Here is a 25518-nt window from a genome sequence, read left to right on the forward strand (position 1 = left end):
GTGCGCTCACCCGTTCCCGGCACCGGTCGACAGCCCCTGTCTCAGCGGCGGGTGGAGACCGTCACGGTGAAGCGGCGGTCCGCGGCGGCCACCCGGGTCGGGCCGACCAGGCGGCGCAGCGCCGCCCGGTGCGGCAGCTGGTTGTTGTAGACCGTCCACAGCTGCCCGCCCGGCCGCAGCACCCGCGCCGCGGCGGCGAACAGCCGGTCCGCAGCGCCGGGGACCACGGCGGTGCCCAGGTGGAACGGCGGGTTGCAGACGACGAGGTCGACGCTCGCGTCGGGCACCGTGGACGCCGCGTCGTCGCGGAACACCCGCACCCGGCCCGCCCCGTTGGCGGCCGCCGTCGCCGCCGCCGAGGCCACCGCCGCGGCGGACTGGTCGCTGGCCAGCACCTCCAGCCCGGGCCGGGCGAGGGCGAGCGCCGCGGCGAGCACGCCGGTGCCGCAGCCGAGGTCCAGCGCCGTCCGGGCCCCCGGCGCCGCGTCGGTCAGCACCTGCAGCAGCGCCCGGGTGCCGGCGTCGATCCGTGTGCCGGCGAAGGCGGCGCCGTGCGCGAGGACGGTGAGCCCGAGGTCCGGGTGGGTCTGCCGGCGCGGGAAGGTCGGCCGGACGCCCGGCCGGGGCCCGCGGGCCACCAGCACCCGCGACTTCTGGCGGGCGAGCGTGGCCGAGACCTCGGCGAACCCGCTGCCGAGGACGTCGTTCATCGCCCGGGTCATGTGCTTGACCCGGGCGCCGACGAGGACGACGACGTCCGGGTCGGCCGCGGCGGCGGCGAGCTCGGTCAGCTCCCGCAGCGCGTCCAGCGACTTCGGCGCCTTGGCCAGGACGACGCGGGCCCCGGCGAAGAGCTCCGGGGCCAGCGGCAGCGCGCGGTAGGTGCCGGCCAGCCCGGTCCGCCCGGCGTTGCCGGCCAGCGCCAGCTCCCCGACCAGCAGGTCCTGGGAGACCCGGACGTCGCGGGCCCCGGCCGCGACCGCCCCCAGGGTCAGCGCGCCGTAGGAGTCGTCGACGACCACCACGGCGTCCGGGTACGCCGCGATCGCCGCCGCCTCGTCGAGCAACAGCCGGTCGGTGGCGTCGACGGCGACCAGGTCGGGCGCCTCGACGTCGGGATCCCGCCGCAGCTGCCCGAAGAGCTCCTCCTGGGTGCGGAGGGCCGCCACCCGTCAGACGCCGGGGAGGCCGACCGGGCAGGAGACCCCGGTCGAGTGGATCGGGCAGTAGCCGTTGGGCACCTTGTGCAGGTACTGCTGGTGGTAGTCCTCGGCGTAGTAGAAGTCGCCCAGCGGCGCGATCTCGGTGGTGATGTCGCCGTAGCCGGCGGCGCGCAGCCGCTCCTGGAACCTCTCCCGGCTGGCCCGCGCGGCGGCCTCCTGCTCCGGGCCGTCGTAGTAGATCGCCGAGCGGTACTGGGTGCCGATGTCGTTGCCCTGGCGCATGCCCTGGGTGGGGTCGTGCTCCTCCCAGAAGACCTTGAGCAGCTGCTCGTAGGAGATCACCGCCGGGTCGAACACCACGAGCACGGCCTCGGTGTGGCCGGTCTGCGCGCTGCAGACCTCCTCGTAGGTCGGGTTGGGGGTGTAGCCGCCGGCGTAGCCGGCCGCGGTCGAGTAGACCCCGGGGGTCTGCCAGAACACCTTCTCGACGCCCCAGAAGCAGCCGGCGCCGAAGACGGCGGTCTGCAGCCCCTCCGGGAAGGGCGGCTGGATGCGGTTGCCGTTGACCGCGTGCACCTCGGGGACGTGCGGCAGCGGGTCGGGGCGGCCCGGCAGCGCGTCCTGCGCCGCCACCTGCTGGGTCTTGGACCGGGAGAACAGCATGGCCCGAGCGTAGGCCGCTCCGGCGACGGCGCGGGCGGACCCGAGCCGCATCGGACGGCTAGAGCCGCCCGGGCGGGGTACTCCCCGGCTGGCACACCGAGGCATCGGAGAAAACATGACCGCCGCCCAGGCCCTGAACGACCTCATCCGCGTCGGCGCGGACGGACGGCCCATCGTCTCGCTGTACGCCGTCGTCCCCGTGGACCCCAAGGACGAGAAGGGAGTCCGGTCCCGGGTCAACGGCCTGCTCGACGAGCTCGATCCCCTGACCGAGGACGAGAGCCTCGACCGCGAGGCCCGGCTGTCGCTCCGGGAGGACATCGTCCGGCTGCGCCGGGCCGTTCTCGAGGAGCACTGGAAACCGCCGGGCATGGCCGTCTTCGCCTCGTCCGCGCGGGACCTCTTCGAGGAGGTGCCGCTCTCCGAGGAGCCGGGCGACCGGGTGCTGGTCGACGCCACCCCGTGGGTGCGGCCGATCGCGACCGCACTGGACAAGGACTACCGGGCCTGCGCGGTCACCCTCGACCGGGGCCGGGCGGTGTTCTGGGAGTACCAGGACGACCAGCTCGCCCAGATCGAGGAGGTCGACGACCCGGTCCTGCGCAACGCGGACTACACCGGTGGGCGCTTTGGCGGCCGGGAGAACGCCACGCACCACAAGGTCCAGGAGCTCGCGAAGAAGCACTTCCGCCGGGTGGCCGACCGGCTGGAGCACCTGTTCTTCCCCGAGCTGGACCACGAGGCGCAGTACCAGACCGTGGTCGAGGGCGTGCCCGTGCCGGCGGGCCGGCGCTTCGACGTCCTGGTGGTCGCCGAGCACGGCGACGAGGTGTCCGGCTTCGTCGACGAGCTCCCCGACCGGGTACGCGAGAAGCTGGCCGGCACGTTCACCGATCCCTCGCTGGATGACCGCGGCGCCCTCAAGGCCCAGGTGGACACCGTGCTGGACCGCTGGGAGCACGACCGGGAGCGCCGGGAGGTCGAGCACGTCCTCGAGATCGAGGCGATGGGCGGCTGGGGCGTCACCGGGCTGCACAAGTGCCTGTGGGCGGCCTCCTCGAAGGGGATCGAGACGCTGCTGCTGCGGGAGTCGGACCAGGCCCCCGGGGTGGTCTGCGACGTGTGCGGGTGGCTGGGCGAGCGCGGGGACATCTGCCCGGTCTCGGGCGACCGGCTGCGCCAGGCGCCCGACATCGTCGACCAGCTGCTGCAGAGCGTGCTGCGCGACAGCGGTGAGGTCCGCACCGTCGAGGAGGGCAGCCTTCCCGAGGGGCGCAGCCCGGCCGCACACCTGCGCTTCCCGCTCCCCCCGGAGCCCACGCCGGCCTGACTGATCCCGGCCGCTTCGGGGCAGTTCCTCCCCATGTGGCTGCTTCTCGTCCGCCGGCTGCGCCTGTGGCTGGTGCTCACCGTCGTCGTCCCGCTCGCCACCGGCCTGCTGCGCCGAGTGGGGCGGGCCCTGGAGCGCCGCACCGGGTCGACACCGCTGTCCCGGGCGCTGCTACGGGCCGGCGACCTCGGCGACCGCGCCCGCGCCACCCTCCGCGGCGGGCGCCGCCGCCGGTGATCCCCGGCGAGCGCCCCGCGCTGGAGCACACCGTTCCACCCGGCTCGCCGGCGGCGGTGGCGGTGTTCTGCCACGGCGGCACGGTGGCCAGCGTCGAGCCGCCCCGCGAGCGCGCACTGTCCCTCCTGCGCATGCGGGCGATCGAGCAGTTCGTCCGCGGCTCGACGGCCGACCACGGGGTCGCCACCTACCTGGTGCGGTACCGGGTGGCGGGGTGGAACGGCGTGGCGGCCGACCCCTACGCCGACGTCCGCTGGGCGCTGTCGGAGGTGCGAGACCGGCACGGGGACGTCCCCGTCGTGCTGGTCGGGCACTCGATGGGCGGCCGCGCCGTGCTGCGGGCCGGGGGCGAACCGTCGGTGCACGCGGTCTGCGCGCTGGCCCCGTGGACGCCGCCCACCGAACCGGTCGACCACCTGCGCGACCGGACCGTGACGGTCCTGCACGGCCGGGGCGACCGCTGGGTGCCGGCCAGGCTGTCGGCCGACTTCGCCGTCCGGGCGCAGCGCGTCGGGGCACGCATCGCCCGGTTCACCATCGGCGGGGGACACAGCATGGTGCGGCGGGCGCCGGTGTGGCACGCCTTCGTCCGCGACGTCGTCCTCGCCGGGGCGGGGCTGTCGCCGTGGCGGCCCGATCTGCGCGAGGCCCTGGACCGCCACGACCTCGCCGTCCCCCTGTGAGCGGGTCGCCCGCAGCTGCCCTCAGGCGGGGACCGAGACCCCGACGCCGCCGCGGGTGTGCGCGCCGTAGCGCTCGATCTCCTTCTCGAGGTTCAACGGCGAGGTCATCGCCGCGCCCTCGGTGAGCTCGGGGGTGATGAACTCCGCCGGCACCAGCCAGGAGACCTCGAACTCCAGGCCGTCGGGGTCGTGCGCGTAGAGCGCCTTGGTGGTGACGTGGTCCGACGCCCCGACCAAGGCCCCGGCCTGCAGCAGCGCGTCCCGGATGCGCGCCAGCTCGGCGAGCGTGTCGACCTCCCAGGCCAGGTGGTAGAGGCCGACGGTGCGCCGCCCGGCCTCCGAGGCGCCCGCACCGGCGCCGATCTGGAACAGGCCCAGGTCGTGGTCGTTGGTCGACCCCTCCGCCTGCAGGAACACCGCGGCGCCCGGGATCTCCATCTTCGCGCGAAAGCCCAGCACCTCCCGGTAGAAGGCGTGGCTGCGGGCGACATCCCGGACGTAGAGGACGGCGTGGTTGAGGCGCTGGACGGGCATGGCGAACTCCTGCTCTGCGGGGAAACCGGCTCCAGTCTGCCCCAGTTTTGTTGACGTTTCAAGCATCCTACGGGAGATCGCCGGGTACCCCCGTCCGGTGAGTGACGTCGTCGTCCGGGTCGCTCCCGAGCTGGCCTTCCTGCTGCATCCGCGGGACCGGCCGGCCCGGCAGCGCCGGCTCGCCTTCGACCCGGACGCGACGCTCGGGCACCTGGTCCAGGCCGCGGGCGTCCCATGGACCGAGGTGGGCAGGCTGCGGCTCGACGGGGCGCCGGCGGGCCGGGACGCGCGGACCCGCCCCGCCAGCGTGGTGGAGGTGGCCCCCGTCACCCGGCCGCAGCCGCTGCCGGCCGGCGGACTGCTGCTCGATGTCGGGCTGGGGGCGCTGGCCCGCCGGCTGCGGCTGCTCGGCCTGGACGCCGCCTGGTCCAACACCGCCGAGGACGCCGCACTGGTCGGGCGGGCGCGGGCGGAGAACCGGGTGCTGCTCACCCAGGACCGCGGCCTGCTCATGCGCCGCACGCTGCCGCACGGAGCGCTCGTGCGCGGGCACCGGCCCGACGATCAGCTCGCCGACGTGCTCGACCGGTTCGCGCCGGAGCTCGCGCCGCTGACCCGCTGCACCGCCTGCGGCGCCCCCCTGGAGCCGGTGCCCAAGGCCGAGGTCGCCGACCGGCTGCCGCCCGGCACCCGGCGGACCTACGACCGGTTCTCCCGCTGCCCGGCCTGCGACCGGCTCTACTGGCGCGGCGCGCACGCCCGGCGGATCGACGCGCTCATCGCCGCGGTGCGGCGCTCCTGACCGCGGTGCCCCTGACCGCGGTCACCGGCACTGCGCGCCCCCGCGGGGCGGTTTCCCGTGAAACCGTCCTCAGGCCCGGCGCCAGGCGGCGTCGAAGAAGCCGACCTCGAGCTGCATCGCCCGCCGGTAGGCCCGGTGCAGCTCCGGGCCGTCGGTGGCGGAGCGGTCCAGCAGCGCCTCCAGCGTGCCGGCCAGCTCCTCGAAACCGGGGTCGGCATAGGTGATGACCCACTCGGCGTAGGTCTCCGCCTCCCGGCCCGCCAACGACTGGCCCAGGTGGGCGTAGAGCCGCATGCACGGCGTCATCGCCGCGCAGATGACATCGGCCCGCCCGAAGGCCGCCGTGGCCAGCAGGAAGTCGGTGTAGGCCAGCGTCGCCGGCGCCGGCTCGACGGCGGCCAGGTCGATCCCCCACCGGGCCGCGTAGGACGCATGCAGCCGCAGCTCCTCGCGGACGCCGGCGAGCAGGTCGGCGAAGGCGTCCAGGGTCGCCCGGTCGGGGCTGTGCGCGACGCCGAGCGCGTAGGCGCGGGCGAAAGCCTCCAGGAAGAAGGCGTCCTGCGCCACGTACCCGGCGAAGGACGCCGTGGGCAGCGTGCCGTCGGCGATGCCCTGCACGAACGGGTGCTCCAGCGCTGCCGCCGCGAGGTCGGCGTTCTCGGCCCACAGGGCCCGGGCGAGGCTCATGCGGCGTCGACCGCCATGTCCCAGAAGGCGCACTCGGCCGCGACCACCTCGGCGAAGACGTCGTCCCGGTCGGCGTCCCCGGCCCCGTCGGCGGCCTGCTCCAGCGCGGTCACGTAGCCGGCGAACCCGGGCGCGGTCCAGTGCTGGACGAACTCGCGGTACGCCGGGGCGCCGGGCGCGGCGACCGCCCAGGCGTCGAGGTAGGTCCGCTCGATCGTCCACAGCGCGGTCAGCGCGGATCCGACGTCGGCGCCGTCCAGGCGCTCCAGCAGCTCGGCGTACGCCGCCGTCGCCGGCAGCGCGGGGGTGTCCAGGTCGAGCCCGCGGAGGGAGGCCTGCACCTCGAACCAGGCCAGCTCGTCGACGAGCGCCACCAGCCCACCGGCCAGCACGGCCTGCGCGGGACGCGGCGCCCGGGCCAGCAGCCGGGCCTGGAAGCGCAGCAGGTCGGCCACGAAGCGGGCGTCCTGGGCCAGCCAGGTGTCGAACGCCGCCTCCGGGAGGGTTCCGTCGCGCACGGCCACCAGGAACGGATGGCGGGTGGCTCGGGACCAGGCGCGAGGATGGCGCTGCAGCAGCTCGGCGACCGGCACGCCGAGGGACTCTACGAGAGTGGCTAAGGTGGCCTCGACATGGCGGAAGCCATGTGCGGGAGCTCGGAGGACCGGGCTGAGAGGGCAGCTGCCTGCTGCCGACCGCTGGAACCTGACCGGGTAATGCCGGCGTAGGGAGCGACCTCGAGCATGTCCGAGACCGTCCGCACGTCCGTCCCCGCCGGGGACGCTCCGATCACCCTCACCGAACCCCCGCCCCGCACGCTGGGCCTGCGCGACACCCTGGGGCTGTGGGCGAACCTCGGCATCAGCCTGCTGCTGCCGGTGGCCGCGGCCTACGTCATCGTCGCCGACCGGCCGCTGGTCGCCACGCTCGGCGCGATCGTCGTGGGCGCCGTCATCGGCTCGATCCTGCTCGGCCTGGGCGCCGCGGCCGGCGCCCGGGAGGGCGTGCCGGCGATGGTGCTGCTGCGCGGCCTGCTGGGTCGCCGGGTCTCCTACCTGCCCACCGCGTTCAACCTCGTGCAGTGCGTGGGCTGGGCCGCCTTCGAGATCCTGATCATCGCCGAGGCCGCCTCCCGGGCCCTGGACGCCCCCCGCTGGCCGTTCGTCCTCGCCGGGGGCGCGCTGGCCACCCTCATGGCGCTGCGCCCGCTGGGCGTGGTGCGGCTCCTGGCCCGCTACGCCGTGTGGGCGGCGCTCGCCGCCATCGTCTACCTGTTCGTCGAGGTCCTGTCCGAGCCGCTGCCGGCGGTCACCGAGGGCGGGACGGCATCGTTCTGGACGGCGGCCGACATCGTCATCGCGCTGCCGGTCTCGTGGTTCCCCCTCGCCGCCGACTACACCCGGCACGTCCGGCGCGGGCGGACCGCCTTCGCCGGCGCCGCCGGCGGCTACGCCCTCGCCGCCATCGCCCTGTTCACCCTGGGCGTGCTGGCGCTGGCCGCCTACGGCCGGGCGGGTCTGGATGTCGTCGACGCGCTGCTGGCCGTCCCGCTCGGGCTGGTCGCGGTCCTGGTGCTGCTGGCGGTGGAGGTCGACGAGGCCTTCGCCAACATCTACTCGACGGCGGTGTCGGCGCAGAACGTCGTCGCCCGGCTCGACCGCCGGGTGCTGGCCGTGCTCGTCGGCGCCGTGGCCACGTTGCTGGCGCTCGCCTTCGATCTCACCGCCTACGAGCCGTTCCTCTTCCTCATCGGCGCGGTGTTCGTGCCGCTGGTCGGGGTCTTCGTCGTCGCGTACTACCTGCTCCCCCGCGGCGCGTGGGACGTCTCCGACACCGCGCCCGCGCGGCTGTCCCTGCTGCTCCCGTGGGCGGCGGGCTTCATCGCCTACCAGCTGACCCTGCCGACGTACTTCGCCGGGCCGGGTGCGGGCTGGACGGCGTGGTGGACCGAGCGGCAGACCGACCTCGGCATCGACCCGGCCAACGGCTGGTCGGCCTCGCTCGTCAGCCTCGCGGTCGCCGCGGTGCTCACCGCGCTGGTCTCCCTGCCCGCGGCGCTGCGGGCCCGGCGGCGGGCCGGCATCCGGTGACCGCCGGCGCCGCACCCGACGTCGTGATCGCCGGCGGCGGCCTCATCGGGCTTTCGGTGGCGTGGCGCTCGGCGCAGCGCGGCCTGTCGGTCGCCGTCGTCGACGACGCACCGGGGGACGGCGCCTCCCGGGCCGCCGCCGGGATGCTGGCCCCGGTCACCGAGGCCGGGTACCGCGAGGAGGCCCTGCTCCGGCTGGGCCTGGCGTCGGTGCAGCGCTGGCCCGCCTTCGCCGAGGAGGTGGAGCGGGCCGGGGGGCTGCCCGTGGGGCTGCGCACCGCCGGCACGCTGGTCGTCGGCTTCGACGACGACGACATGCGCGAGCTCGACGCGCTGCACGCGTTCCAGCAGGAACTGGGGCTGGACGCCGAGCGGCTGACCCCGCGCGCCACCCGCCGTCGCGAGCCGTCGCTGACGCCCCGCGTGCGGGGCGGGCTGCTCGTCACCGGCGACCACTCGGTCGACGGGCGCGCCCTCCACGCCGCCCTGCTGGCCGCCGCGCGCGACGCCGGCGTCCGGCTGGTCCGGGACCGGGTCGCCGCGGTGCGCGTGGACGGCGGCCGGGCCGCCGGCCTGGAGCTGGCCGGCGGCCGCGCGCTCGAGGCCGGCGCCGTCGTCCTGGCGCTGGGCGCGCACAGCGCCGGCCTGCCCGGGGTCCCGCCGCTGCCGGTCCGCCCGGTGAAGGGGCAGATCCTGCGGCTGGCCGGCGCGGGCGGGCTGCTGGAGGGCACGGTGCGGGCCCTGGTCCGCGGCCGGCACGTCTACCTGGTGCCCTACGCGGGGGACCGGCTGGTCGTCGGCGCCACGGTGGAGGACCGCGGGTTCGACCCCACCGTCACCGCCGGCGGGGTGCACGACCTGCTGCACGATGCGATCGACGTCGTCCCGGGCGTGAGCGAGCTGGAGCTGGCCGAGACGTTGGCCCGCTGGCGGCCGGGCACCCCCGACAACGCCCCCCTGCTCGGGGCCAGCTCGCTGCCCGGCCTGGTGCTGGCCACCGGGCACCACCGCAACGGCGTGCTCCTGACGCCGGTGACCGCCGAGGTCGTCGCGGACCTGCTGGCCACCGGGACGCTCCCCGAGCTCGCCGCCCCGTTCACCGCCGACCGGTTCGCCCCCGCCCCGCCCAGGAGATGAGCATGCAGGTGACCATCAACGGCGAGCCCACCCAGCTCGCCGAGGACGCGACCGTGGCCGACCTGGTCGCCGAGCGCAGTGACGGGCACGGCCGGGTCGCCGTGGCCCGCAACGGGGACGTCGTGCCGCGCAGCACCTGGACGACGACCCGGCTCACCGCCGGCGACAGCCTCGAGGTGCTCGCCCCGACCGCAGGAGGATGACCGTGCTGAAGGACCCCCGTGCCCCCCGTGAAGGACCCTCCTGCCCCCCGCCACTCGCAAGCTCGCAGCGGGACCCTGCAGGAGGGCCGATCGACGCTGGCAGCGGGCCCCTGCAAGGGGGCCTGCACGACGCCGCCGACCCGTTCGCGCTCGGCGGCGAGACGTTCACCTCGCGGCTGCTGCTCGGTACCGGCGGCGTGCCCAGCCTGGAGGCCCTCGAGGCGGCCGTGCGCGCCTCGGGCACCCAGCTGGTGACCGTGGCGCTGCGCCGCGTGGAGGCGTCCTCCAGCGCGTCGATGCTCGAGGTGCTGGACCGCTGCGGGGTGCGGCTGCTGCCCAACACCGCCGGCTGCCGCACCGCCCGCGAGGCGGTGCTCACCGCCCGCCTGGCCCGGGAGGCGTTCGGCACCTCATGGGTCAAGCTGGAGGTGATCGGCGACGAGCACACCCTGCTGCCCGACGCCGTCGAGCTGCTCGACGCCGCCGAGCAGCTGGTCGCCGAGGGCTTCACCGTGCTCGCCTACACGACCGACGACCCGATCCTCGGCCGCCGGCTGGCCGACGCCGGGTGCGCCGCGGTCATGCCGCTGGGCTCGCCGATCGGCAGCGGCCTGGGCATCCGCAATCCGCACAACATCGCGCTGTTGCGGGCGGGGGTGGACGTGCCGGTCGTGCTCGACGCCGGCATCGGCACCGCCTCGGACGCCGCGCTGGCCATGGAGCTCGGCTGCGACGCGGTGCTGCTGGCCTCGGCGGTGACCCGGGCCCGCGAACCGGAGACGATGGCGCTGGCGATGCGCCAGGCGGTCGAGGCCGGCCGGCTGGCCCGCCGCGCCGGCCGCATCCCCCGCCGCTGGCACGCCGAGGCCTCCACCCCCATGGAGGGCCTGCCCGAGCTGTGAACCTGCCGCGGCTGCTCGTGCTCACCGACCGCACCCGGTGCGACCGGCCGCTGCGCGACGTCGTGGCCGCCGCGGTCGACGCCGGGGCGCGGGCGGTCGTGCTGCGGGAGAAGGACCTCCCCGCCGACGAGCGGGCCGCCCTGGCCGCGGAGCTCCGGGCGGTGCTCGACCCGGTGGGCGGGGTCCTCGTCCAGGCGGGGCCGGGGGGTGCCGACGCCGTCCACCTGGCCGCCGCGGACCCCTTCCCCGACCCCCGCCCGAGGCTGGTCGGCCGGTCCTGCCACTCGGCCGGCGAGCTGGCCCGCGCGCGGGCGGAGGGCTGCGACTACGCGTTCCTGTCGCCGGTGTTCCCCACGGCGTCCAAGCCCGGCTACGGGCCCGCTCTGGGTGTCGAGGGGTTCGCCCTCCTGCAGGCAGCCGGCCCCCCGGCCTACGCCCTGGGCGGGGTGGTGCCCGGCGACGTGCCGGCCCTCCTGGCGGCCGGGGCGCGCGGCGTCGCCGTCATGGGTGCGGTCATGCGGTCCCCGCAGGCCGTGCGCGACTACCTCGTGGCCCTGGCGGCCGCCGCCCCGGACCCGGCACCCCGGCTACCGTGCCGCGGATGACCACCCGCTACGTCGTCCTGCTGCGCGGCATCAACCTCGGCAAGGCCCGGCAGGTCGGGATGGCCGAGCTGCGGGAGGCCCTCGCCGCCCGCGACGCCACCGGCGTCCGCACCCACCTGCGCAGCGGCAACGTCGTGCTGGACAGCCCACTGGGCGAGGCCGAGCTGGTCGCCGAGGTCGAGGCCGCGGTGCGGGAGCGGTTCGGGTTCGACGTCCCGACCGTCGTCCGGACCGGCGCGCAGATCGCGGACGTCGTCGCCGCCGACCCGCTCCGCGCGGTGGCCACCGACCCGGCCCGCTATCTGGTCACGTTCCTGCCGAGCCCGCCGGCGCCGGAGCGGGTGGCCGCGCTCCCACCGGCCGACCGCGGCGAGTTCCGTGTGGCCGGCCGGGAGCTGTTCCTGTGGGCTCCGGACGGGGTCGCGAGCACCCCGCTGGCGGCGTGGAACTGGGACCGCCTGCTGGGTGTGCCGGGGACGGCCCGGAACTGGAACACCGTCCGGAAACTGGCGCAGCTGGCCGGCTCGCTGTGACTCCCGTCTCAGCGTGTTTGGGGGGCGCTCCCGGCGTGAATACGCAAGTGTTCGGCTGGCCTGCAGCAGGGATCCGTGGGCCGTGGCAAGCGCGTGAGGTGACCAACGGCGTGATACGGGAGAGGGCCGGGCGGGTCTGGCCGTTCGCTACCCCACCTCCGGCGGGCGGGGGTCTGCTGTGGGAGCTCGGTGACATCGCCGAGCTGCCGGGCATGCGGGCGGAGTTGCGCCGGCACCTCAGCGGGGCGGGCCCGGCCGGTGCCGACCCGGCGGATCTGCGCGACCGGCTGATCCTGGCGCTGGACGAGATGGCCTCCAATGCGCTGCGGCACGGCGGTGGCGGGGTCCGGGCCACGGTCCGGGAAGCCGGCGCCGCCTACCTCGTCGAGGTGTCCGACCGCGCCGTGACGACCCCTCCGACCCCGGCGGTCGACCGCGACCCGAGCGAGGGCGGCCTCGGGCTCTACCTCATCGCGGAGCTGGCCACCGAGCACGGCTGGTACGTGCGCGCGGGCACCAAGTACGTCTGGGCCCTGCTGCCGCGCTGACCCTGCGGCCCCGCTACCTGCCGACCCGCCGCTGATCAGTCCTGCGGGTGCAGCCGGATCGCCACCAGGGCGATGTCGTCCTGCAGGCCCTGCGGTCGCAGCCGGGTGATCACCGCGTCGCACAGCCGGTCCAGCGGCTCCCCGGCCAGCTCGCCCAGCGCCACCCGCAGCCGGGCGATGCCCTCGTCGAGGGGGAGGTCCCGGCCCTCCACCAGCCCGTCGGTGTAGAGCAGCACGGTCGCGCCCCGGCGGAAGGTCACCACGTTCTCGGTGCGGGCCGCCGCCGGGTCGACGCCGAGCATCAGCTCCGGCCGGCCGCCGGTCAGCTCCTCGACCCGGCCGTCGGCGTGCAGCAGCAGCGGGGGCGGGTGCCCGGCGTTCGACCACCGCAGGCTGGTCAGGCCCGCGGCGCGCTGCGCGGGACTCTGCTCCACCCGGGCGATCGCGGCCGTCGCCATGGTGCGCATGCCCAGCCCCTCGACGGCGACCTCCAGCTCGGTGAGCACCTGCGCCGGCCCGGCCCCGTGCCGGTAGGCGATGCCCCGCAACAATCCCCGCAGCTGCCCCATGGCGGCGGCCGCCTCGGTGTCGTGCCCGACGACGTCACCGATGACCAGCATGGGGGCACCACCGGGCTGGAGGAACGCGTCGTACCAGTCCCCGCCCACCTCGGCGACCTCCAGGGCCGGCCGGTAGCGGACGACGATCTCGGCGGAGTCCGGCGCCGGCGGCGCGGTGAGCAGGCTGCGCTGCAGGCCCTCGGCCAGCCGGCGCTGCTGCTCGTAGAGGCGGGCGTTGTCCAGGGCCAGGGCGACCCGGGAGGCCACCTCCTGCGCCGCGGCCACGTCGTCGGGGCCGGCCAGCGGGCGGTCGGCGGACCGGTAGACGCTCAGCGCGCCCAGCGTCCGGCCCCGGGCCACCATCGGCAGGGTGACCGCCGAGCGGGGGGCCAGCAACCAGAAGGTCTCGGCGGCCTCACCGGTCAGGGTGCGGCCGACCGCCCCGGGCACGTCCTCCACGGTCATCGTCCGGCCCGACGCCAGCGCGCCCAGGACCGGCGCGTCCGGCTGGATCGCCGACAGGCGCAGCTCCGCGTAGCGGGACGTCGCCGCCCGGGCGGCGGGGTCGCGGTGCCAGCTGCCGACGTCGCGGATCCGGCCGTCCTCGCCCAGGAGGCTCACGATCGTCCAGTCGCCCAGCACGGGGACGACCGCCGCGGCCAGCCGTCGCAGGGCACCCTCCTCACCGGCGGCGGACTCCAACGACTCCGCGGTCAGGGCGCTCACCTCGGCGATGAGGGCGAGCCGGGCGGCGCTCTCCCGAGCCCGCTCCTCCGCGTTCCGCCGCTCGGTGACGTCGAGGAAGTACACCGACAGGCCGTCGGGTCCCGGCCAGGCCCGGATCTCGTACCAGGCGTCCAGCGGCGCGGGGTAGTAGGCCTCGAAGACCCGCTCGCGGCCGGTGGCCGCGGCCCCCCGGTAGTGCTCCTCGAAGTCGCTGCCCACCGTCGCGGGGTACAGCTCCCAGAGCGAGCCCCCCAGCAGCTCCTCGCGGGAGCGCCCGAGCAGCCGCTCGGCCTCCCCGTTGACGTAGGCGAACCGCCACTTCCGGTCGAACAGGCAGAACGCCGACCTCATCGTCTCCAGCACCCGGGCGACGCGGGCGTCCTCGTGCCGGTGGTCGGTGGTGTCGAAGCCCGCGCCGAGCAGGCGCACCGGGACGCCCGCCTCGTCGGCCAGCACCCGGCCGCGGGCCTGCACCCAGCGGGTCTCGCCGGAGGGCAGCACGATCCGGAACTCCGCGTCGTACTCGCGTGCTTCGTCGACGGCGCACTGCAGCGTCTGCACGGCCCGGACCAGGTCGTCGGGGTGGACGCGGGCGGTGAAGGCGGCGAAGGTCCCGTCGAAGTCGGCCCGGTCGTACCCGAAGATCTCCAGCAGGCGGTCGTCCCAGCTCAGCCGGCCGGTCACGAGATCGCAGTCGAAGCTGCCGATGCCGGCGGCGTCGATCGCCTGGTCGAGCCGTGCCCCGGGAGCCGCGGGCCCGGCGCCGTCGGCGTGCGGGGGCGCCTCGTCGGCTCTCACGTCGTGGGCACTCGCATTCCGGGGCCGTGGGCGGCTGGGCTCGGAGGCAGGGCCGCGGCCTCGACGGGCGGCTCCCCCTGGCTCTCGCGGGGGGCCGGTTCCGGACAACCGTATCCGAACCGGCCGCCGGAAACGGGCCAGGGCGGGCGCCCCTCGGCCGGAGGAGGGGCGCCCGCCCGTGCGGCGGGGTGCGGACGACGTCCGCCGGCACGTGCGTGCCGCGGGTCCGGCATCGCTGCGCCGGGAGCGGCCGGTCCGTGCGGCTCGGCCCGGTCTCCTCGCGGCATCTCCCGGTCGCCGGTCGGGGCGGGACCAGCGGCTCGTTCCCTCGGCGCTGCCCGGTCAGGCGGTGCCGGTCGGACCCGGGGGCGCGGGTGCCGGCAGGGCCTGCCGTCCCGGGGACGGGTGCTCGGTGCCGACCGATCGGTGCCGCGCAGCGGTTCGCGCCTCCCTGGAGGGTCCGCGCGCTGCGTCGGGCGCAGTCGGCGGGGGTCGAGGCGAGTACCGGTGGTGCGGAGCGGATCGGGCGGCGGGAGGACTCCCGTCGAGGGGACGGCCGGGCGGTGCGAGGTCGGCCAGGAGAGCGGAGGACCAGTGCCGAGGCCACGGTCGCGACCACCGGAGGAGGACGGTGGCCGGGGTCCGGCGGGCTCGGGCGGAGCGGAGGACGGCGGCGGGGTGCCGGGTGTGCGCTGCGGGATCAGCCGGACGGCGATCCCCGCGCGGGTGGGGGGCGCGGATCGCCGCGGGAGCGGGCCGCGGTGGAGGCCGGGGGCGGTGCCGACGGCCGGCCCGTCACGACGTCCGGTGCACAGGGGGTCCGCGGGGCCGGCACGGAGCGGGCGAGCGGAGGAACCACCGGGACGCGGTGCGGGGCGACCGGCCGGGCAGCCCGGGCCGGAAGAAGCGCCGCAGCGGGGGAAGGCGCCGCGGGCTGGATCGTGGGGGTGCTGGGCAGCGCGGTGAGCAGCACGGGGCCGTCGCGGTGGGACGGCGGCGCCGTCGGACGGCCCCAGGCGAGGTACGCGCCGTCGGGTCCGGCACCCCACAGCGCCAGGCGGCGGGCGAGCGCCCGCAGCCGGGTGCGCAGGGTGCGCGGCGCCGGCGCCGCGGCGGGCGGGGGCTGCGGAGCGGGGGCGGCCGGCCGCGGCCGGGGGGCGGGCACCGGGACCGGCCGGACCGCCGTCCGGGGGCGGGGCGCCTGCCGCCCGGGGACGGGCCGGATCACCACGGCGCGGGCCGGGCGGGGCCGCCGCCGCATAGGCAGCTCGTCAGCGCGGTCGAGCACGTCGAGCAGGGTGTTGAGGGTCAGGCCGTCCGCCACGGCGGTCGAGCGCGGCGCGGTGGCCGGATCGATCGCCATGACGTCCTCCTGCAGGTAGTCGCCGCGGCCGGGGAAGGTGCCGCGGACAAGGAGAACGGTAGGGAGCGCGGGGCGTGGGACCGGCCGGTCGGGACACGTTCTGGAGGGCGCGTGACCGAACCGTTGCGGAGGCTCTCCGGACCGGTCGGTCACCCCCTCCCGGGCCCGCTGCCTTGTCGACAAGCCGTGCCGCTCCGAGCGTGGAACCGGCTGGTCAGCGGGTCGGTCACCCGGGACGGTCCGCGCCGCGCCCGGCGTGTCGGGGCCCTCCCCGGGCCCTGCCAGGATGGCGGCGTGGCCGACCGCATCCCCCTGGTGATCGACACCGACCCCGGCATCGACGACGCGCTGGCGGTCCTGCTGGCCCTGGCCAGCCCGGAGGTCGACCTGCGGCTGGTCACCACCGTCCACGGCAACGTGCCGCTCGCGCAGACGACGGACAACGCGCTGCGGGTGCTGCACCTGGCCGGGCGCTCCGACGTCCCGGTGGCCGCCGGCGCCCGCGACTCGCTGGTCCATGCGCAGCCGGAGCGGGCCGGCCACGTGCACGGCGCGAGCGGGCTGGGCGGCGTGCAGCTGCCGCCGTCCCCGGCAGCCCTCGTTCCGCGCCCGGCGGTGGTCGCGCTGGCCGAGCTGCTGATGTCCTCGCCGACGCCGGTGACGGTGGCCGCGATCGGGCCCTGGACCAACATCGCGCTGCTGCTGGCCATCTACCCCGAGGCCGCCGACCGGATCGGCCGGCTGGTGCTCATGGGCGGCTCGGCCGGGCGCGGCGGCAACGTCACCGCGGCCGCGGAGTTCAACGTGTGGGCCGACCCGGAGGCCGCGCAGCGCGTGCTGAGCGCGGGGCTGCCCACCGTGATGGTCGGTCTGGACGTCACCCTGCCGACCGTGCTCGACGCCGAGGGCATCGCCCGGTTCGCGGCGGCCGGCCACGTCGGCGCGACGGCCGCGGCGATCCTGCAGCAGTACCTGGACCACGCGCGGACGGCCTACGGGACCACCGGGGTCGTCGTCCACGACGCGCTCGCCCTGACCGAGGCGATCGTCCCGGGCACGCTGGGCACCGTGCGGCGCGACGTCGTCGTCGACACCACGCTGGGTGCCGGCCGGGGGCAGACGCTGGTGGACCGGCGCGGCGTGTCCGGTTCCCCCACCGCCGTGGAGGTGGCCGAGACGGTGGACAGCGCGGCCGCGGTGGAGTTCCTGGTCGGCCGGCTGGAGGCGCTCGCCCGCGCGGCCCGGTAGCTACCGGCCGCCCGACCGGGTCGAGGCGACGACGCCGACGGCGATGTCCCGGAGCTTGCGGTTGTAGCGCTGGGAGGCCTCCCGCAGGATCTCGAAGGCCTGCTCGGCGTCGACCCGGCGCTGCGCCATCAGCACGCCCTTGGCCTGCTCGATGACCGCCCGCGACTCCATCGCCAGTCGCATGTTCCTGGCCTGGTCGACGAGCCGGTCGTGCGCGTCGGCGTTGGCCACCGCCACGGCCACGGCCTCGGCCACCTCCTGGCCGGCCGCCAGCGACTCGTCGGAGGCGAAGGCCCCCGGCTGCGTGGAGTAGTTGTTGAGCGCGCCGATCGACGTCCCCTGGTAGGGCAGCGGCACCGACATCGAGCTTCGGATGCCGACCGCCAGCACGCGGGACACGTAGGTGGGCCAGCGCTGCTCGGTGCGCATGTCGTCGACGCGCAGGACGATGCCTGCACGGCCGGCGTCGAGACAGGGGCCGTAGCCCTCCTGGTACTGCAGCTCGTCGGCGGCCAGGGCCATCTCGCCGTGGTGGCCGGCGGTGTAGCCCTTCTCGTTGCGGATCAGCGTGATCGACGTGGCCTCCGCCCCCGGGATGCCCCGGGCGGCGATGGCCGTGATCTCGCCGAGCACCTCGTCGAGCGGGCGGTCGGCCAGCGCCACCCGGCTCAGGTCTCGCAGCAGCTCCTGCATCCGGCCATCCTCCCCTCCACCGGGGCCCGCCGGTATCACGGCACCGGTCCCGGGACCCGCCGGTGCGGGAACGGAGGCTTTCGGTCAGGATGAACGCGCGGCCCGACGACGGCCGTCTCACCTGCCAAGCACCGGCGGAAGGGGTGGCGATGGGCCAGGAGCCGTGGCCGCTGGTGTCCGTGCCTGCCTTCCTCGGCGACGTCTGGCACTGGCAGCTCGAGACGATGCACGAGGTCTCCCGCGTCCGCGCCGACCTGCGCGCCCGGATCGGCCACCCGTCGGTCAGCTCCTCCTCCACCGAGGACGCCCGGGACGGCCTGCTCCTGGTCTTCGAGGAGCTCGCCTCGAACGCGCTGCGGCACGGCGGCGGATCGGTTCGGGCGATGATCATCGCCGGACCGGACGGCTGGCTGCTCGACCTCAGTGACGAGGCCCCCGATCGCCCGCCGGTCCCCGCCGTCGACCGCGACCCCGCGCTGGGCGGCATGGGGCTGCACCTGGTGGCCCAGCTCTCCGCTGACTACGGCTGGGAGGAGCGACCGGGGCGCAAGCACGTGTGGGCCCGGCTGCCCAACGGCCTCACCCCGCTGGAGAGCCCGGCCGACCGAGTGCCCGAACCGCGCGCCCCGGAGATCCCCCAGCAGCGGGACTGACCGCTCAGCGCCCCGCCCGTCCCACCGCCGCGCAGAACGCGCCGTGCTCCGCCCGGACCTCGGCCATCGGCGCCAGCAGTTCCTCCTGCGCGACGCCTTCCACGGCCGCCGTCAGCCGGTGTGCCGCCCGCCGGGCGCGCCGGCGCGCCCGGGCACGCACCAGCGGCCGCGCCACGAGGGCGAGCAGCGCCCCCGCCAACAGCCCGCCGACCAGCAGCAGCGTGGGCAGCGGCAGGCCCTCCACGCGGGGCAGCGGAACCAGGTCGTCGAGCTGGAACAGGCCCAGGACGACGAGCGCCAGCAGCCAGAGGGCGCCGACGAGCGCGACCAGGGCGAGCAGCCACTGCAGGCCACCCACGCCGCGCTGCCAGAGGGGGGTGCGCGGCGTCCCCAGGTCGGTGCCCGCGACCGCGCGGTCGAGCCGGTCGGCAAGCCGGTCCTCGGCCACCTCGACGGTGCGCCGCAGCTCGTCCCGCCACGACCGGGGCAGCCCCTCGCCCGCGACCTCCCGCGCCGTGCGCACCGCCCGGGTCACACCCGCCCGGGCCACCGCTCCGGGCGGGGGCAGCGAGGTGCGGGCGCCCTCGTTCCCGAGGTGCAGCCGGTCGAGGGGGTCGGGGCGCAGGGCGCGCGTCCAGCGGATCAGTGGCCAGCCGGTCGCCGCCGTCCCGCTGCGGCGCTCCGCCCGCTCGACGGCGCCGGCGACGGTGGGCACCCCGGCCGCCTCGGCGAGGGCGGCGGTCAGCTGCTCGCGGTCGCGCCGGTCGACACCGGGGCCGCCGGCGCCGGCCTGGTCGGCGGCACAGTGCGAGGCCAGGGCGATGGCCACGTCCCGGACATCGGCGGTCAGCCGGTCGGTCGCCGCCCGCCGGGCCGACACGCGGCGGGCCAGGTCGGCGCGCAGCTCGCCGAGGCCGGCGCCGGTGCGCGCGGAGACGGCCAGCAGCGGCGTGGCGGCCAGCCCCTCCCGGTCGAGCAGTGCCCGCAGGTCGGCCAGGCAGGCCCGCGCGGCGGCGGGATCGAGCCGGTCCACCTGGTTGAGGACGACGAGCAGCACCCCGGCGTGGCGTGCCAGCGGCACGAGGTAGCGCTCGTGGAGGGCGGCGTCGGCGTACTTCTCGGGGTCGAGGACCCACACCAGCACGTCGACGAGCGCCACGAGCCGGTCCACCTCCAGCCGGTGCGCCGGCTCGACGCTGTCGTGGTCGGGCAGGTCCAGCAGCACCAGCCCGTCCAGCGCCGGCTCGGGCCCGTGCCGGTGCCGGCGCGGCACCTCCAGCCAGTCGAGCAGCCGGTCGGTCGCGTCGTCGGCGCCCCACACGGTGGCGTGCGCGACGCCGGTCGTGGGTCGGCGGACCCCCGGTGCGCTCACCTCACCGCCCGAGAGCGCGTTGAACAGCGTCGACTTGCCGCTGCCGGTGGCACCGGCGAGCGCGACGACGGTCGCGTCGCCGAGCGCCTCCCGGGCGCCGGCCTTGGCCAGCAGCGCCCGGGCCGCACCGATCTCGGGCGCCTCCAGGCGGCCCTCCGCGAGCTGCACGGCCTCGCGCAGCGCTCCCAGCCGGTCGGGCAGCGACGACGCCCCTCTCATCCGTCCTGCTCGCCGGCGCCCGTCGGGCTGCGTCTCCCGGGCTCGGGGGGCGGCGCTCATGCGCGGACCTGCGCGACGGTCAGGGCAGCCGCGGCCGCCCGCAGCGTCGTCGCGGCCTCCGGCGCCGGACCCGCGGCGTCCACCAGCTCGTCGAACCGGCCCTGCTCGTAGCGGAGCAACCGGTCGGCGCGTTCCTGGAGGTCCTCCCGGGCACGCGCAGCCAGCGCACGGACGGCGGAGTCGCCGAGGACCGCCTCGAGCAGCCGCTGCCCGAGCGCCGTCGTCCCGCCGGCGACGACGACCTCCCCGCCGGTCAGCCCACCGGTCTGCGCGAAGACGGCGACCATCACCGCGGCGCCGGCCCCGTTGACGCCCCAGGAGAGGACGCGGGCCCGGCTGCGCCTGCCGGCGCCCTCGCCGCGGACGAGGTCGAGCACGTACCCCTGCCAGTCGCGGACCTGCGCTGCGGCCGCCTCGGGGAAGTCGGGCGAGACCCGCTCGAGGTCCTCGTCCGCGGTGGCCAGCAGGGCGGCGCCGCCGGGGAGGGCCCGCCAGGCGGTGCCGGTGCGCTCGGCGGCCCGGTCGGCCTCGGCCCGCAGCAGGGTCTCCACGCCGGTCTCCACGGCCTGCTGCAGGTCCGCGGCCGGCGTCGGCCGGCCGGTGAGCGCGGCGGTCGCCCGGTCGCGCAGCCGGCCGATCGAGCTCTGCAGCGACCGCATCCACTCCCCCGTTCCGACGAACTCCTGCCAGCGGGCCAGCACCTCCCCGCGCAGCAGGCTGCCGCTGCGGACGCCCTCGCCGACGCCCGCGGAGGCGGCGGTGTAGGCCGCAGCCGCCGCGGCGTGCAGCGCGTCCGCCGTGTCGGCCTGCTCCTCCACGGCCGAGGCGATCCCGGCCACCCGCTCCTCCAGGCTGGCCAAGGCGCCGGTGAGGGTCTGGCGCACCACGGCGGTCCGCTGCTCCTGGTCGGCGGCCAGGCCGCGCAGCCACCGCCGCAGAGGGGCGACCTGGTCCTCGGGCAGCCGGCCGTCGACCAGCGGACGCTCCTCGATCACGAAGAGCCGGGCCCCGGCGAGCCCGGCCCGCGCGAGCATGCCGGCGAGGTCCTCGGCCACCTCGCCGACCGCCTCCGGCGGGACCCGGTCGAGGACGACGGCCAGCGCCGTGCCCCGCTTCTGCGCCGTCCGCAGGAGGTCCCAGGGGACGGCGTCGGCGTAGCGGGCCGCGGTGGTCACGAAGACCCACAGGTCGGCGGCGGACAGCAGCTGCGTGGCGAGCTCCCGGTTGGCCTCCACCACGGAGTCGACGTCCGGCGCGTCGAGGAGAGCCAGGCCGGGCAGGACGTCGTCCCGGGCCACCAGCTGCAGCGTGCCCGGTCCCCCGGCCGAGCCGGTGACCCGGGGGAGGCCGGGCAGCACCCGGTCCCCGCTGAAGGCGGCTAGGTCGGTGCGGGCGCACACGAGCACCGGCGCCCGCGTCGTCGGGCGGAGCACGCCCGGGGTGGTGACGGGGGCGCCGATCAGGCTGTTGACGAGGGTGGACTTGCCCGCGCCGGTGGATCCACCGACGACGGTGAGCAGCGGGGCGTCGAGGTCGCCCAGTCGCGGCAGCAGGTAGTCGTCGATCTGCTCCACCACACCGCGGGCGGCCCGCTCGGCAGCGTCGCGGCTCGCGGTGTCCAGGCCGAGCGGAGCCGTCGCGACGGTGTCTCGGAGCGCCACCAGGGCGTCGGGCAGGCGGGCTGGCAGCGTCACGCCCGGGAACTATCCCGCGGGCGGGTTTCCTAGTCGGCCTCGCGGACCCGCTCCACCCGCAGCGCCTGGAAGACGCGCCGGCGCAGCCGGTCCTGCTCCTTCTCGGGCACATCCAGGAACCTCACCGAGACCTGCCAGCGAGCACCCCTGCGCTGCATCCGCACCACCTCACCGCTCGCGGTGAGCGAGGCGTCCTCCAGCTCGAGGGTCACGTCCAGCCGGATACCCGGCTCCGGGGGGAGACCCCAGCCGTCGAACCAGACCCGGGCGCCGGCCTCGCTCAGGTCGACGGTCTGCCCGCTGATGACCTCGACCCCGTTGCTCGCCCGGACCGGGATCTCGACGTGGGCACGCACGACCTGGCGTCGCTGGCTGCGCTCGGCCGGGCCGACGATCCGCAGGGCCCAGCGGGGCTCGGGACCGTCGAGGATCTCCCCGATCTGCGCAGGGAGCGACCGCCCGCCCTCCGGGCCGGCCCAGAGGACATCGACGCGGTCCGTGGGCTTGACCTGGAGCTTCTCGGCGTACTCCTGGAACGCCGGCCGGACGACCATGCGCGTCTCGTCCGACACCTCGATCTCGCTGGTGATCGAGACCCCTCGCATCAGCGGGACGATCTCGACCAGGGCGCCTTCCTCGGGCCGGTCCGAGCCGCGCAGCTCCATGTGCTCTTCTCCCCTGCGATCCCACGGCGTCCCGGTGATCGACGCTGGGAGGTCCATCGGCAGGGAAGCCGCGAGGATTGAGCCGGTCCCGCGATCGGCGCCGGCGACTCACTCGATGGTGCGGGCGCGCTCCTCGCGCAGCGCCTGGAAGACCCGCCGGCGCAGCCGGTCCTGCTCCTTCTCGGCCAGGCCGACGAACCGGATGGACATCAGCCACCGGACGCCCCGCGCCTGCTGGCGCGCCACCTCGGCCCGGGTCACGAGCGGACCGTCCTCCAGCTGCAGCGTCAGCTCCAGGGGGCTGCCGGCCTCGGGCGCGGACCCCCAGCCCTCCAGGACGGCGCGGGTGCCGGCCTCGCTGAGGTCGACCGTCGTGCCGGTGGCCTCGCCGCCGTTCCGCCGGAGCGAGACCGGCAGCGCGACCCGGGCCCGGACCGCCGTCCGCCGCTGGACCTCCTCGGCCGGTCCGGCGACCTGGAGGTGCCAGCGCGGGGCGACGCCGCGCTCCACCGTGGTGACGTCGGCGGGGAGGCCGCGCCCGCCCTCGGGGCCCTGCCAGAACAGCGAGATCCGCTCGCCGACCCGGACGACCTGCGCGTCCACGAACTCACCGGCCGACGGGCGGATGACGAGCACGGTGGGTCCGGCCACCTCCACCCGGGCGCCGACGGACACGTCGCGGCCCAGGGAGGTGACCTCCACCTCGGTGTCCGGCCGAGGGTGGTCCACGCCCGGGGTGCCCATCCGTCCTCCCCCGCTCCGGTTCCGCGACGCACCTTTGCTCCGTCACCGGAACGGTAACGGCCGGTTGCAGACCGCGCCCAGCTGCCGGCCTGGTTCCACCCCTGCGGGGGAAGGGGCGGCGGTCAGGCCGAATCCCGCACGGGGGTGTCCCCGTGCACCTCCCGGGCGCAGTGCGCGCAGCAGTAGAAGTGGCCCTCGACGACGACGCCGTGCCCGATGACCTTGCAGCCGCAGTGCTCGCAGACCGGTGCCATCTTGTGGATCGCGCACTCGAAGCTGTCGAAGGTGTGCCGCGCGCCGGCGGCGATCACCTCGAAGCTCAGCTCGTAGTCGTTGCCGCAGACCTCGCAGACCGCCATGGCTCCTCCTTCTCCGAGGACGGGTTCCTTCCCCGGGCGGAGCCGCCGGACACCGGCGCTCAGCGGGTGCGGCGCACCCGCGGGCGGAAGCTGCGCCGGATCCGCTGCCAGCGGTTCGGCGTCCGCTCGGCGTCCAGCAGCTCGGTGTCGGCGAGCAGCCGGCCCAGCGGACCGAGGTCCGGCGGCGTGAACGGCTCCAGCGAGCGGCCCTGCGGCCGGCGGAGGCTCTCCACCGCGCGCACCAGCGAGCCGCGCTCGGCGATCAGCGCGGCGGCCACCGCCTTCGGCTGCACGCCGAGGTGCTCACCGAGCAGCCGGTCGCGCAGCCCGGTGATCGTCGCGGCGAGCTCCTCGCGGCGGGGGTCGCCGGGCCGCGCCTCGATCGAGAGGTCGCACTCGGTGTCCAGCCCCATCGAACGGTTGTTGAGGTTGGCCGACCCGACCCGCAGCAGCCGGTCGTCGACTACCAGCACCTTGGCGTGCACGTACACCGGCCGCCGGCCCGCGGTCACCGGCACGTACAGCCGGAACCGGTCGTGCGCGTCCGCTTCCCGGACGAGGGCGAGCAGCCGGGCGCGGGCGGTGCCCATCGCCTCCTCCTCGAGCCAGCCGTCGGCGCTCTCGGGGTTGACGACGACGAACTCCGGCCCGTCGGGCTCCTTCAGCCGCTCGGCGATCGCCTCGGCGATCCGGCGGTTGGCGAAGTACTGGCTCTCGATGTAGACGGTGCGCCGGGCGGCGGCGATCGCGGCCAGCCAGAGCAGCTCCACCTCGTGCACCAGGCTGGTCCCGCCGTGTTCGGGCCGGGTGCGGGAGATCGCGACGTCCACGTCGGCGAACAGCGGCTCCACCTCGGCCGGCCAGCAGGTCTCGACGTCGGTGACCGGCTCCAGCCGCCGGCCGGTGCCGCTCTCCCACCGCGCCCGGGCGAGGTCGCCCAGCGCCCGGGCGGCCGGGCCGGACACCAGGCTGGTGACGTCGTGCCACGGGCCGGTGGGACGGCGGGAGGAGGGCCGGCGCCGGTGCGGGTGCCGGTCGAGGTGCTCGGAGGTGTCCCAGCGGTCGGCGGTCACGTCGATGCCGCCGACGAAGGCCAGGCAGTCGTCGATGACCACGATCTTCTCGTGGTGGGCACCGCCGACGGGGTGGTGCGCGTCCACGGTCATCGTGAGCCGGTCGGGGGTGCGCCGGTCGAGCAGCACGATCGGGACCAGCCCGCGGCCGAGGGCCAGGACCATTCCGTAGTCCCACTGCAGCACGCCGATCTCCAGCCGCGGGTTCGCCTTCACCGCTGCCTCCAGCACCCGGCCCAGCGTGTCGGGACGGCGACGTCCGCCCGCCCGCGGGTCCAGCCGGATGCGCGGGTCGAAGTCCCAGCCGATGAACAGCACCCGGCGCTCCGCCCGCAGGACTGCCTGCTTCAGGGTGGCGAAGTAGTCCGCGGCGTCGACGAAGACGGCGTGCCGGTCGGCGCGCTCGATCCGCCAGCAGGTCTCGCCGGGGACCAGGAGGTCCTCGGTGCCGACCGGTCCGGGCCCCTCGTCGGACACCCCCGTCAACCGTTGCGGCGCGCGTAGGAGCTGACGAACTCGCGCAGGCTGCGGGTGGGCCGCAGCCAGGCGCCGTCGGGCGGCAGCGCGTCGAGCCGGACCCTGTCCAGCGGGACGGCGAAGGCGCCGGGCACGTCCTCGATGTCGATGAACTCCAGCAGGTCCGACCCGATCGCGTAGCCGGCGACCTCGCTGAAGGCGACGACGGTGACCTGCGTGCCCTGCCGGACCAGCTCCTCCAGCGGCTCGGCGAAGTTGCGGCCGTCCCCGGAGAACACGACCAGCCGGCGCAGCCGGTGGCTGTGCTGCCGGACGGCGATGTGGTCGAGCATGTCCTGGTCGATGTCGTCGTCGGGCTGGGTCTTCGGCCGGGCGAACACGGCGAAGCCGAAGCTGCGCAGGGCCTCCACCCAGCGTTGCAGCGTGCCGACCACCGGCGGGATGTTGGCGAAGACGCAGGCCTCCACCTCCGGCGCGTCCGGCGCCCCGGGGTTCCCGGCGCCGTCGACGAACCAGGACGCGATCGCGTCGAACCGCGGCCGGGACGCCGCCGTGGGCCGGGCTCCGATCACCGTCGACAGGGTCATGTCGATGTTGGGCGCGTCCCAGATGAGCAGGTCCAGGGCCGGGCGCGCCCGGCCTTCCAGGGACTCGTCCTCCAGCGCCGCGTCGGGCGCCTCGTCCAGATCGGTCACAGG

General features: G+C 76.3%; 28 protein-coding genes and 1 riboswitch. Of the genes, 13 read left to right on the top strand and 15 right to left on the bottom strand.

All coding sequences use genetic code 11. The annotated features are described in order from the left end of the window. Positions 1 to 41: 41 nt before the first annotated feature. Both BMZ50_RS21600 and msrA read right to left on the bottom strand, forming a co-directional pair. Positions 42 to 1169 (bottom strand): class I SAM-dependent methyltransferase, encoded by a 1128-nt coding sequence (locus BMZ50_RS21600; RefSeq protein ID WP_091329384.1) that lies wholly within the window; start codon positions 1167 to 1169, stop codon positions 42 to 44. A 3-nt stretch (positions 1170 to 1172) separates the two neighbouring features. After that, on the bottom strand, positions 1173 to 1826 hold the full coding sequence (gene msrA, locus BMZ50_RS21605; RefSeq protein WP_091329441.1) for a peptide-methionine (S)-S-oxide reductase MsrA: 654 nt from the start codon (positions 1824 to 1826) through the stop codon (positions 1173 to 1175). Between the two features lie 115 nt (positions 1827 to 1941). On the opposite strand from msrA, the gene BMZ50_RS21610 reads away from it, so the two are divergent. From BMZ50_RS21610 to BMZ50_RS21620, 3 genes are read left to right on the top strand one after another with little or no spacing between them, the layout of a single operon-like run. Next, positions 1942 to 3156, top strand: a complete 1215-nt coding sequence (locus tag BMZ50_RS21610; RefSeq protein WP_091329386.1) for a baeRF10 domain-containing protein — start codon at positions 1942 to 1944, stop codon at positions 3154 to 3156. 33 nt (positions 3157 to 3189) lie between these two features. Then, on the top strand, positions 3190 to 3393 hold the full coding sequence (locus BMZ50_RS21615; RefSeq protein ID WP_091329388.1) for a hypothetical protein: 204 nt from the start codon (positions 3190 to 3192) through the stop codon (positions 3391 to 3393). Beyond that, entirely contained in the window at positions 3390 to 4076 is a 687-nt protein-coding gene (locus BMZ50_RS21620) for an alpha/beta hydrolase (RefSeq protein ID WP_143087252.1), read from the top strand. The genes BMZ50_RS21615 and BMZ50_RS21620 overlap by 4 nt, the downstream gene beginning before the upstream one ends. A 21-nt stretch (positions 4077 to 4097) precedes the next feature. Here BMZ50_RS21620 and BMZ50_RS21625 read toward each other — a convergent pair whose 3' ends face one another. Continuing rightward, positions 4098 to 4610, bottom strand: a complete 513-nt coding sequence (locus tag BMZ50_RS21625) for a VOC family protein (RefSeq protein ID WP_091329389.1) — start codon at positions 4608 to 4610, stop codon at positions 4098 to 4100. A 97-nt stretch (positions 4611 to 4707) separates the two neighbouring features. Between BMZ50_RS21625 and BMZ50_RS21630 the strand changes: the two genes are divergently transcribed. Then, positions 4708 to 5412 (top strand): Mut7-C ubiquitin/RNAse domain-containing protein, encoded by a 705-nt coding sequence (locus BMZ50_RS21630; protein WP_245753794.1) that lies wholly within the window; start codon positions 4708 to 4710, stop codon positions 5410 to 5412. Between the two features lie 69 nt (positions 5413 to 5481). On the opposite strand, the gene BMZ50_RS21635 is transcribed toward BMZ50_RS21630, so the two are convergent. Beyond that, positions 5482 to 6099 carry a TenA family protein gene (locus tag BMZ50_RS21635; RefSeq protein WP_091329392.1) on the bottom strand — a complete coding sequence of 206 codons (618 nt, stop codon included), beginning with the start codon at positions 6097 to 6099 and terminating at the stop codon, positions 5482 to 5484. Next, the gene (locus BMZ50_RS21640) at positions 6096 to 6692 is read right to left on the bottom strand and encodes a TenA family protein (protein ID WP_091329394.1); all 597 of its coding nucleotides are present in this window, start codon (positions 6690 to 6692) and stop codon (positions 6096 to 6098) included. The genes BMZ50_RS21635 and BMZ50_RS21640 overlap by 4 nt, the downstream gene beginning before the upstream one ends. 45 nt (positions 6693 to 6737) lie before the next feature. After that, positions 6738 to 6847: riboswitch (TPP riboswitch) on the top strand. On the opposite strand from BMZ50_RS21640, the gene BMZ50_RS21645 reads away from it, so the two are divergent. From BMZ50_RS21645 to BMZ50_RS21675, 7 genes are all read left to right on the top strand, one after another. Next, positions 6843 to 8189: a purine-cytosine permease family protein gene (locus BMZ50_RS21645; RefSeq protein ID WP_091329396.1), complete on the top strand. Its 1347-nt coding sequence runs from the start codon at positions 6843 to 6845 to the stop codon at positions 8187 to 8189. It overlaps the preceding riboswitch by 5 nt. Further along, positions 8186 to 9325, top strand: a complete 1140-nt coding sequence (gene thiO / locus BMZ50_RS21650; protein WP_091329399.1) for a glycine oxidase ThiO — start codon at positions 8186 to 8188, stop codon at positions 9323 to 9325. The genes BMZ50_RS21645 and thiO overlap by 4 nt, the downstream gene beginning before the upstream one ends. Before the next feature lie 2 nt (positions 9326 to 9327). Further along, entirely contained in the window at positions 9328 to 9528 is a 201-nt protein-coding gene (gene thiS / locus BMZ50_RS21655) for a sulfur carrier protein ThiS (protein WP_091329400.1), read from the top strand. Positions 9529 to 9530: 2 nt separating this feature from the next. Further along, positions 9531 to 10430 carry a thiazole synthase gene (locus BMZ50_RS21660; RefSeq protein WP_281245456.1) on the top strand — a complete coding sequence of 300 codons (900 nt, stop codon included), beginning with the start codon at positions 9531 to 9533 and terminating at the stop codon, positions 10428 to 10430. Continuing rightward, the gene (locus tag BMZ50_RS21665) at positions 10427 to 11035 is read left to right on the top strand and encodes a thiamine phosphate synthase (RefSeq protein ID WP_091329402.1); all 609 of its coding nucleotides are present in this window, start codon (positions 10427 to 10429) and stop codon (positions 11033 to 11035) included. The genes BMZ50_RS21660 and BMZ50_RS21665 overlap by 4 nt, the downstream gene beginning before the upstream one ends. Continuing rightward, the gene (locus tag BMZ50_RS21670) at positions 11032 to 11568 is read left to right on the top strand and encodes a DUF1697 domain-containing protein (protein WP_091329447.1); all 537 of its coding nucleotides are present in this window, start codon (positions 11032 to 11034) and stop codon (positions 11566 to 11568) included. Before BMZ50_RS21665 ends, BMZ50_RS21670 begins: the two co-directional genes overlap by 4 nt. Before the next feature lie 110 nt (positions 11569 to 11678). Next, positions 11679 to 12116 (top strand): ATP-binding protein, encoded by a 438-nt coding sequence (locus tag BMZ50_RS21675; protein WP_091329403.1) that lies wholly within the window; start codon positions 11679 to 11681, stop codon positions 12114 to 12116. Positions 12117 to 12151: 35 nt separating this feature from the next. On the opposite strand, the gene BMZ50_RS21680 is transcribed toward BMZ50_RS21675, so the two are convergent. Both BMZ50_RS21680 and BMZ50_RS21685 read right to left on the bottom strand, forming a co-directional pair. Next, complete coding sequence (locus BMZ50_RS21680) at positions 12152 to 14200, bottom strand: SpoIIE family protein phosphatase (protein WP_091329405.1); 2049 nt, start codon at positions 14198 to 14200, stop codon at positions 12152 to 12154. Positions 14201 to 14900: 700 nt separating this feature from the next. Beyond that, positions 14901 to 15563 carry a hypothetical protein gene (locus BMZ50_RS21685; protein WP_091329407.1) on the bottom strand — a complete coding sequence of 221 codons (663 nt, stop codon included), beginning with the start codon at positions 15561 to 15563 and terminating at the stop codon, positions 14901 to 14903. A 294-nt stretch (positions 15564 to 15857) separates the two neighbouring features. On the opposite strand from BMZ50_RS21685, the gene BMZ50_RS21690 reads away from it, so the two are divergent. Beyond that, positions 15858 to 16811, top strand: a complete 954-nt coding sequence (locus tag BMZ50_RS21690; protein WP_091329409.1) for a nucleoside hydrolase — start codon at positions 15858 to 15860, stop codon at positions 16809 to 16811. On the opposite strand, the gene BMZ50_RS21695 is transcribed toward BMZ50_RS21690, so the two are convergent. Further along, entirely contained in the window at positions 16812 to 17504 is a 693-nt protein-coding gene (locus tag BMZ50_RS21695; RefSeq protein WP_091329411.1) for a GAF and ANTAR domain-containing protein, read from the bottom strand. 173 nt (positions 17505 to 17677) lie between these two features. Between BMZ50_RS21695 and BMZ50_RS21700 the strand changes: the two genes are divergently transcribed. After that, on the top strand, positions 17678 to 18157 hold the full coding sequence (locus tag BMZ50_RS21700) for an ATP-binding protein (RefSeq protein WP_245753795.1): 480 nt from the start codon (positions 17678 to 17680) through the stop codon (positions 18155 to 18157). Between the two features lie 4 nt (positions 18158 to 18161). On the opposite strand, the gene BMZ50_RS21705 is transcribed toward BMZ50_RS21700, so the two are convergent. From BMZ50_RS21705 to BMZ50_RS21735, 7 genes are all read right to left on the bottom strand, one after another. Continuing rightward, positions 18162 to 19748 carry a GTPase gene (locus BMZ50_RS21705; protein WP_091329415.1) on the bottom strand — a complete coding sequence of 529 codons (1587 nt, stop codon included), beginning with the start codon at positions 19746 to 19748 and terminating at the stop codon, positions 18162 to 18164. 56 nt (positions 19749 to 19804) lie between these two features. Beyond that, positions 19805 to 21502: a GTPase family protein gene (locus BMZ50_RS21710; protein ID WP_091329417.1), complete on the bottom strand. Its 1698-nt coding sequence runs from the start codon at positions 21500 to 21502 to the stop codon at positions 19805 to 19807. 29 nt (positions 21503 to 21531) lie between these two features. Next, on the bottom strand, positions 21532 to 22167 hold the full coding sequence (locus BMZ50_RS21715) for a flagellar brake protein (protein WP_177212933.1): 636 nt from the start codon (positions 22165 to 22167) through the stop codon (positions 21532 to 21534). A gap of 108 nt (positions 22168 to 22275) precedes the next feature. Further along, positions 22276 to 22911, bottom strand: coding sequence for a flagellar brake protein (locus BMZ50_RS21720; RefSeq protein ID WP_091329421.1), 636 nt, complete (start codon positions 22909 to 22911; stop codon positions 22276 to 22278). A gap of 122 nt (positions 22912 to 23033) precedes the next feature. Then, the gene (locus tag BMZ50_RS21725; protein ID WP_091329423.1) at positions 23034 to 23270 is read right to left on the bottom strand and encodes a Prokaryotic metallothionein; all 237 of its coding nucleotides are present in this window, start codon (positions 23268 to 23270) and stop codon (positions 23034 to 23036) included. 59 nt (positions 23271 to 23329) lie between these two features. Next, entirely contained in the window at positions 23330 to 24820 is a 1491-nt protein-coding gene (locus tag BMZ50_RS21730) for a phospholipase D-like domain-containing protein (RefSeq protein ID WP_091329425.1), read from the bottom strand. Positions 24821 to 24825: 5 nt separating this feature from the next. Further along, entirely contained in the window at positions 24826 to 25515 is a 690-nt protein-coding gene (locus BMZ50_RS21735) for an NYN domain-containing protein (protein ID WP_245753796.1), read from the bottom strand. Positions 25516 to 25518 lie beyond the last annotated feature (3 nt).

This window comes from Geodermatophilus ruber (assembly GCF_900114385.1).
Lineage (GTDB): Bacteria > Actinomycetota > Actinomycetes > Mycobacteriales > Geodermatophilaceae > Geodermatophilus > Geodermatophilus ruber.

What these genes read in the sequence shown, in the direction of transcription:
- msrA (WP_091329441.1), bottom strand. Translation starts at nt 1,826, where the DNA reads ATGCTGTTCTCCCGGTCCAAGACCCAGCAGGTGGCGGCGCAGGACGCG.
- BMZ50_RS21610 (WP_091329386.1), top strand. Translation starts at nt 1,942, where the DNA reads ATGACCGCCGCCCAGGCCCTGAACGACCTCATCCGCGTCGGCGCGGAC.
- BMZ50_RS21615 (WP_091329388.1), top strand. Translation starts at nt 3,190, where the DNA reads ATGTGGCTGCTTCTCGTCCGCCGGCTGCGCCTGTGGCTGGTGCTCACC.
- BMZ50_RS21625 (WP_091329389.1), bottom strand. Translation starts at nt 4,610, where the DNA reads ATGCCCGTCCAGCGCCTCAACCACGCCGTCCTCTACGTCCGGGATGTC.
- BMZ50_RS21635 (WP_091329392.1), bottom strand. Translation starts at nt 6,099, where the DNA reads ATGAGCCTCGCCCGGGCCCTGTGGGCCGAGAACGCCGACCTCGCGGCG.
- BMZ50_RS21645 (WP_091329396.1), top strand. Translation starts at nt 6,843, where the DNA reads ATGTCCGAGACCGTCCGCACGTCCGTCCCCGCCGGGGACGCTCCGATC.
- thiS (WP_091329400.1), top strand. Translation starts at nt 9,328, where the DNA reads ATGCAGGTGACCATCAACGGCGAGCCCACCCAGCTCGCCGAGGACGCG.
- BMZ50_RS21670 (WP_091329447.1), top strand. Translation starts at nt 11,032, where the DNA reads ATGACCACCCGCTACGTCGTCCTGCTGCGCGGCATCAACCTCGGCAAG.
- BMZ50_RS21685 (WP_091329407.1), bottom strand. Translation starts at nt 15,563, where the DNA reads ATGGCGATCGATCCGGCCACCGCGCCGCGCTCGACCGCCGTGGCGGAC.
- BMZ50_RS21695 (WP_091329411.1), bottom strand. Translation starts at nt 17,504, where the DNA reads ATGCAGGAGCTGCTGCGAGACCTGAGCCGGGTGGCGCTGGCCGACCGC.
- BMZ50_RS21705 (WP_091329415.1), bottom strand. Translation starts at nt 19,748, where the DNA reads ATGAGAGGGGCGTCGTCGCTGCCCGACCGGCTGGGAGCGCTGCGCGAG.
- BMZ50_RS21715 (WP_177212933.1), bottom strand. Translation starts at nt 22,167, where the DNA reads ATGGAGCTGCGCGGCTCGGACCGGCCCGAGGAAGGCGCCCTGGTCGAG.
- BMZ50_RS21720 (WP_091329421.1), bottom strand. Translation starts at nt 22,911, where the DNA reads ATGGGCACCCCGGGCGTGGACCACCCTCGGCCGGACACCGAGGTGGAG.
- BMZ50_RS21725 (WP_091329423.1), bottom strand. Translation starts at nt 23,270, where the DNA reads ATGGCGGTCTGCGAGGTCTGCGGCAACGACTACGAGCTGAGCTTCGAG.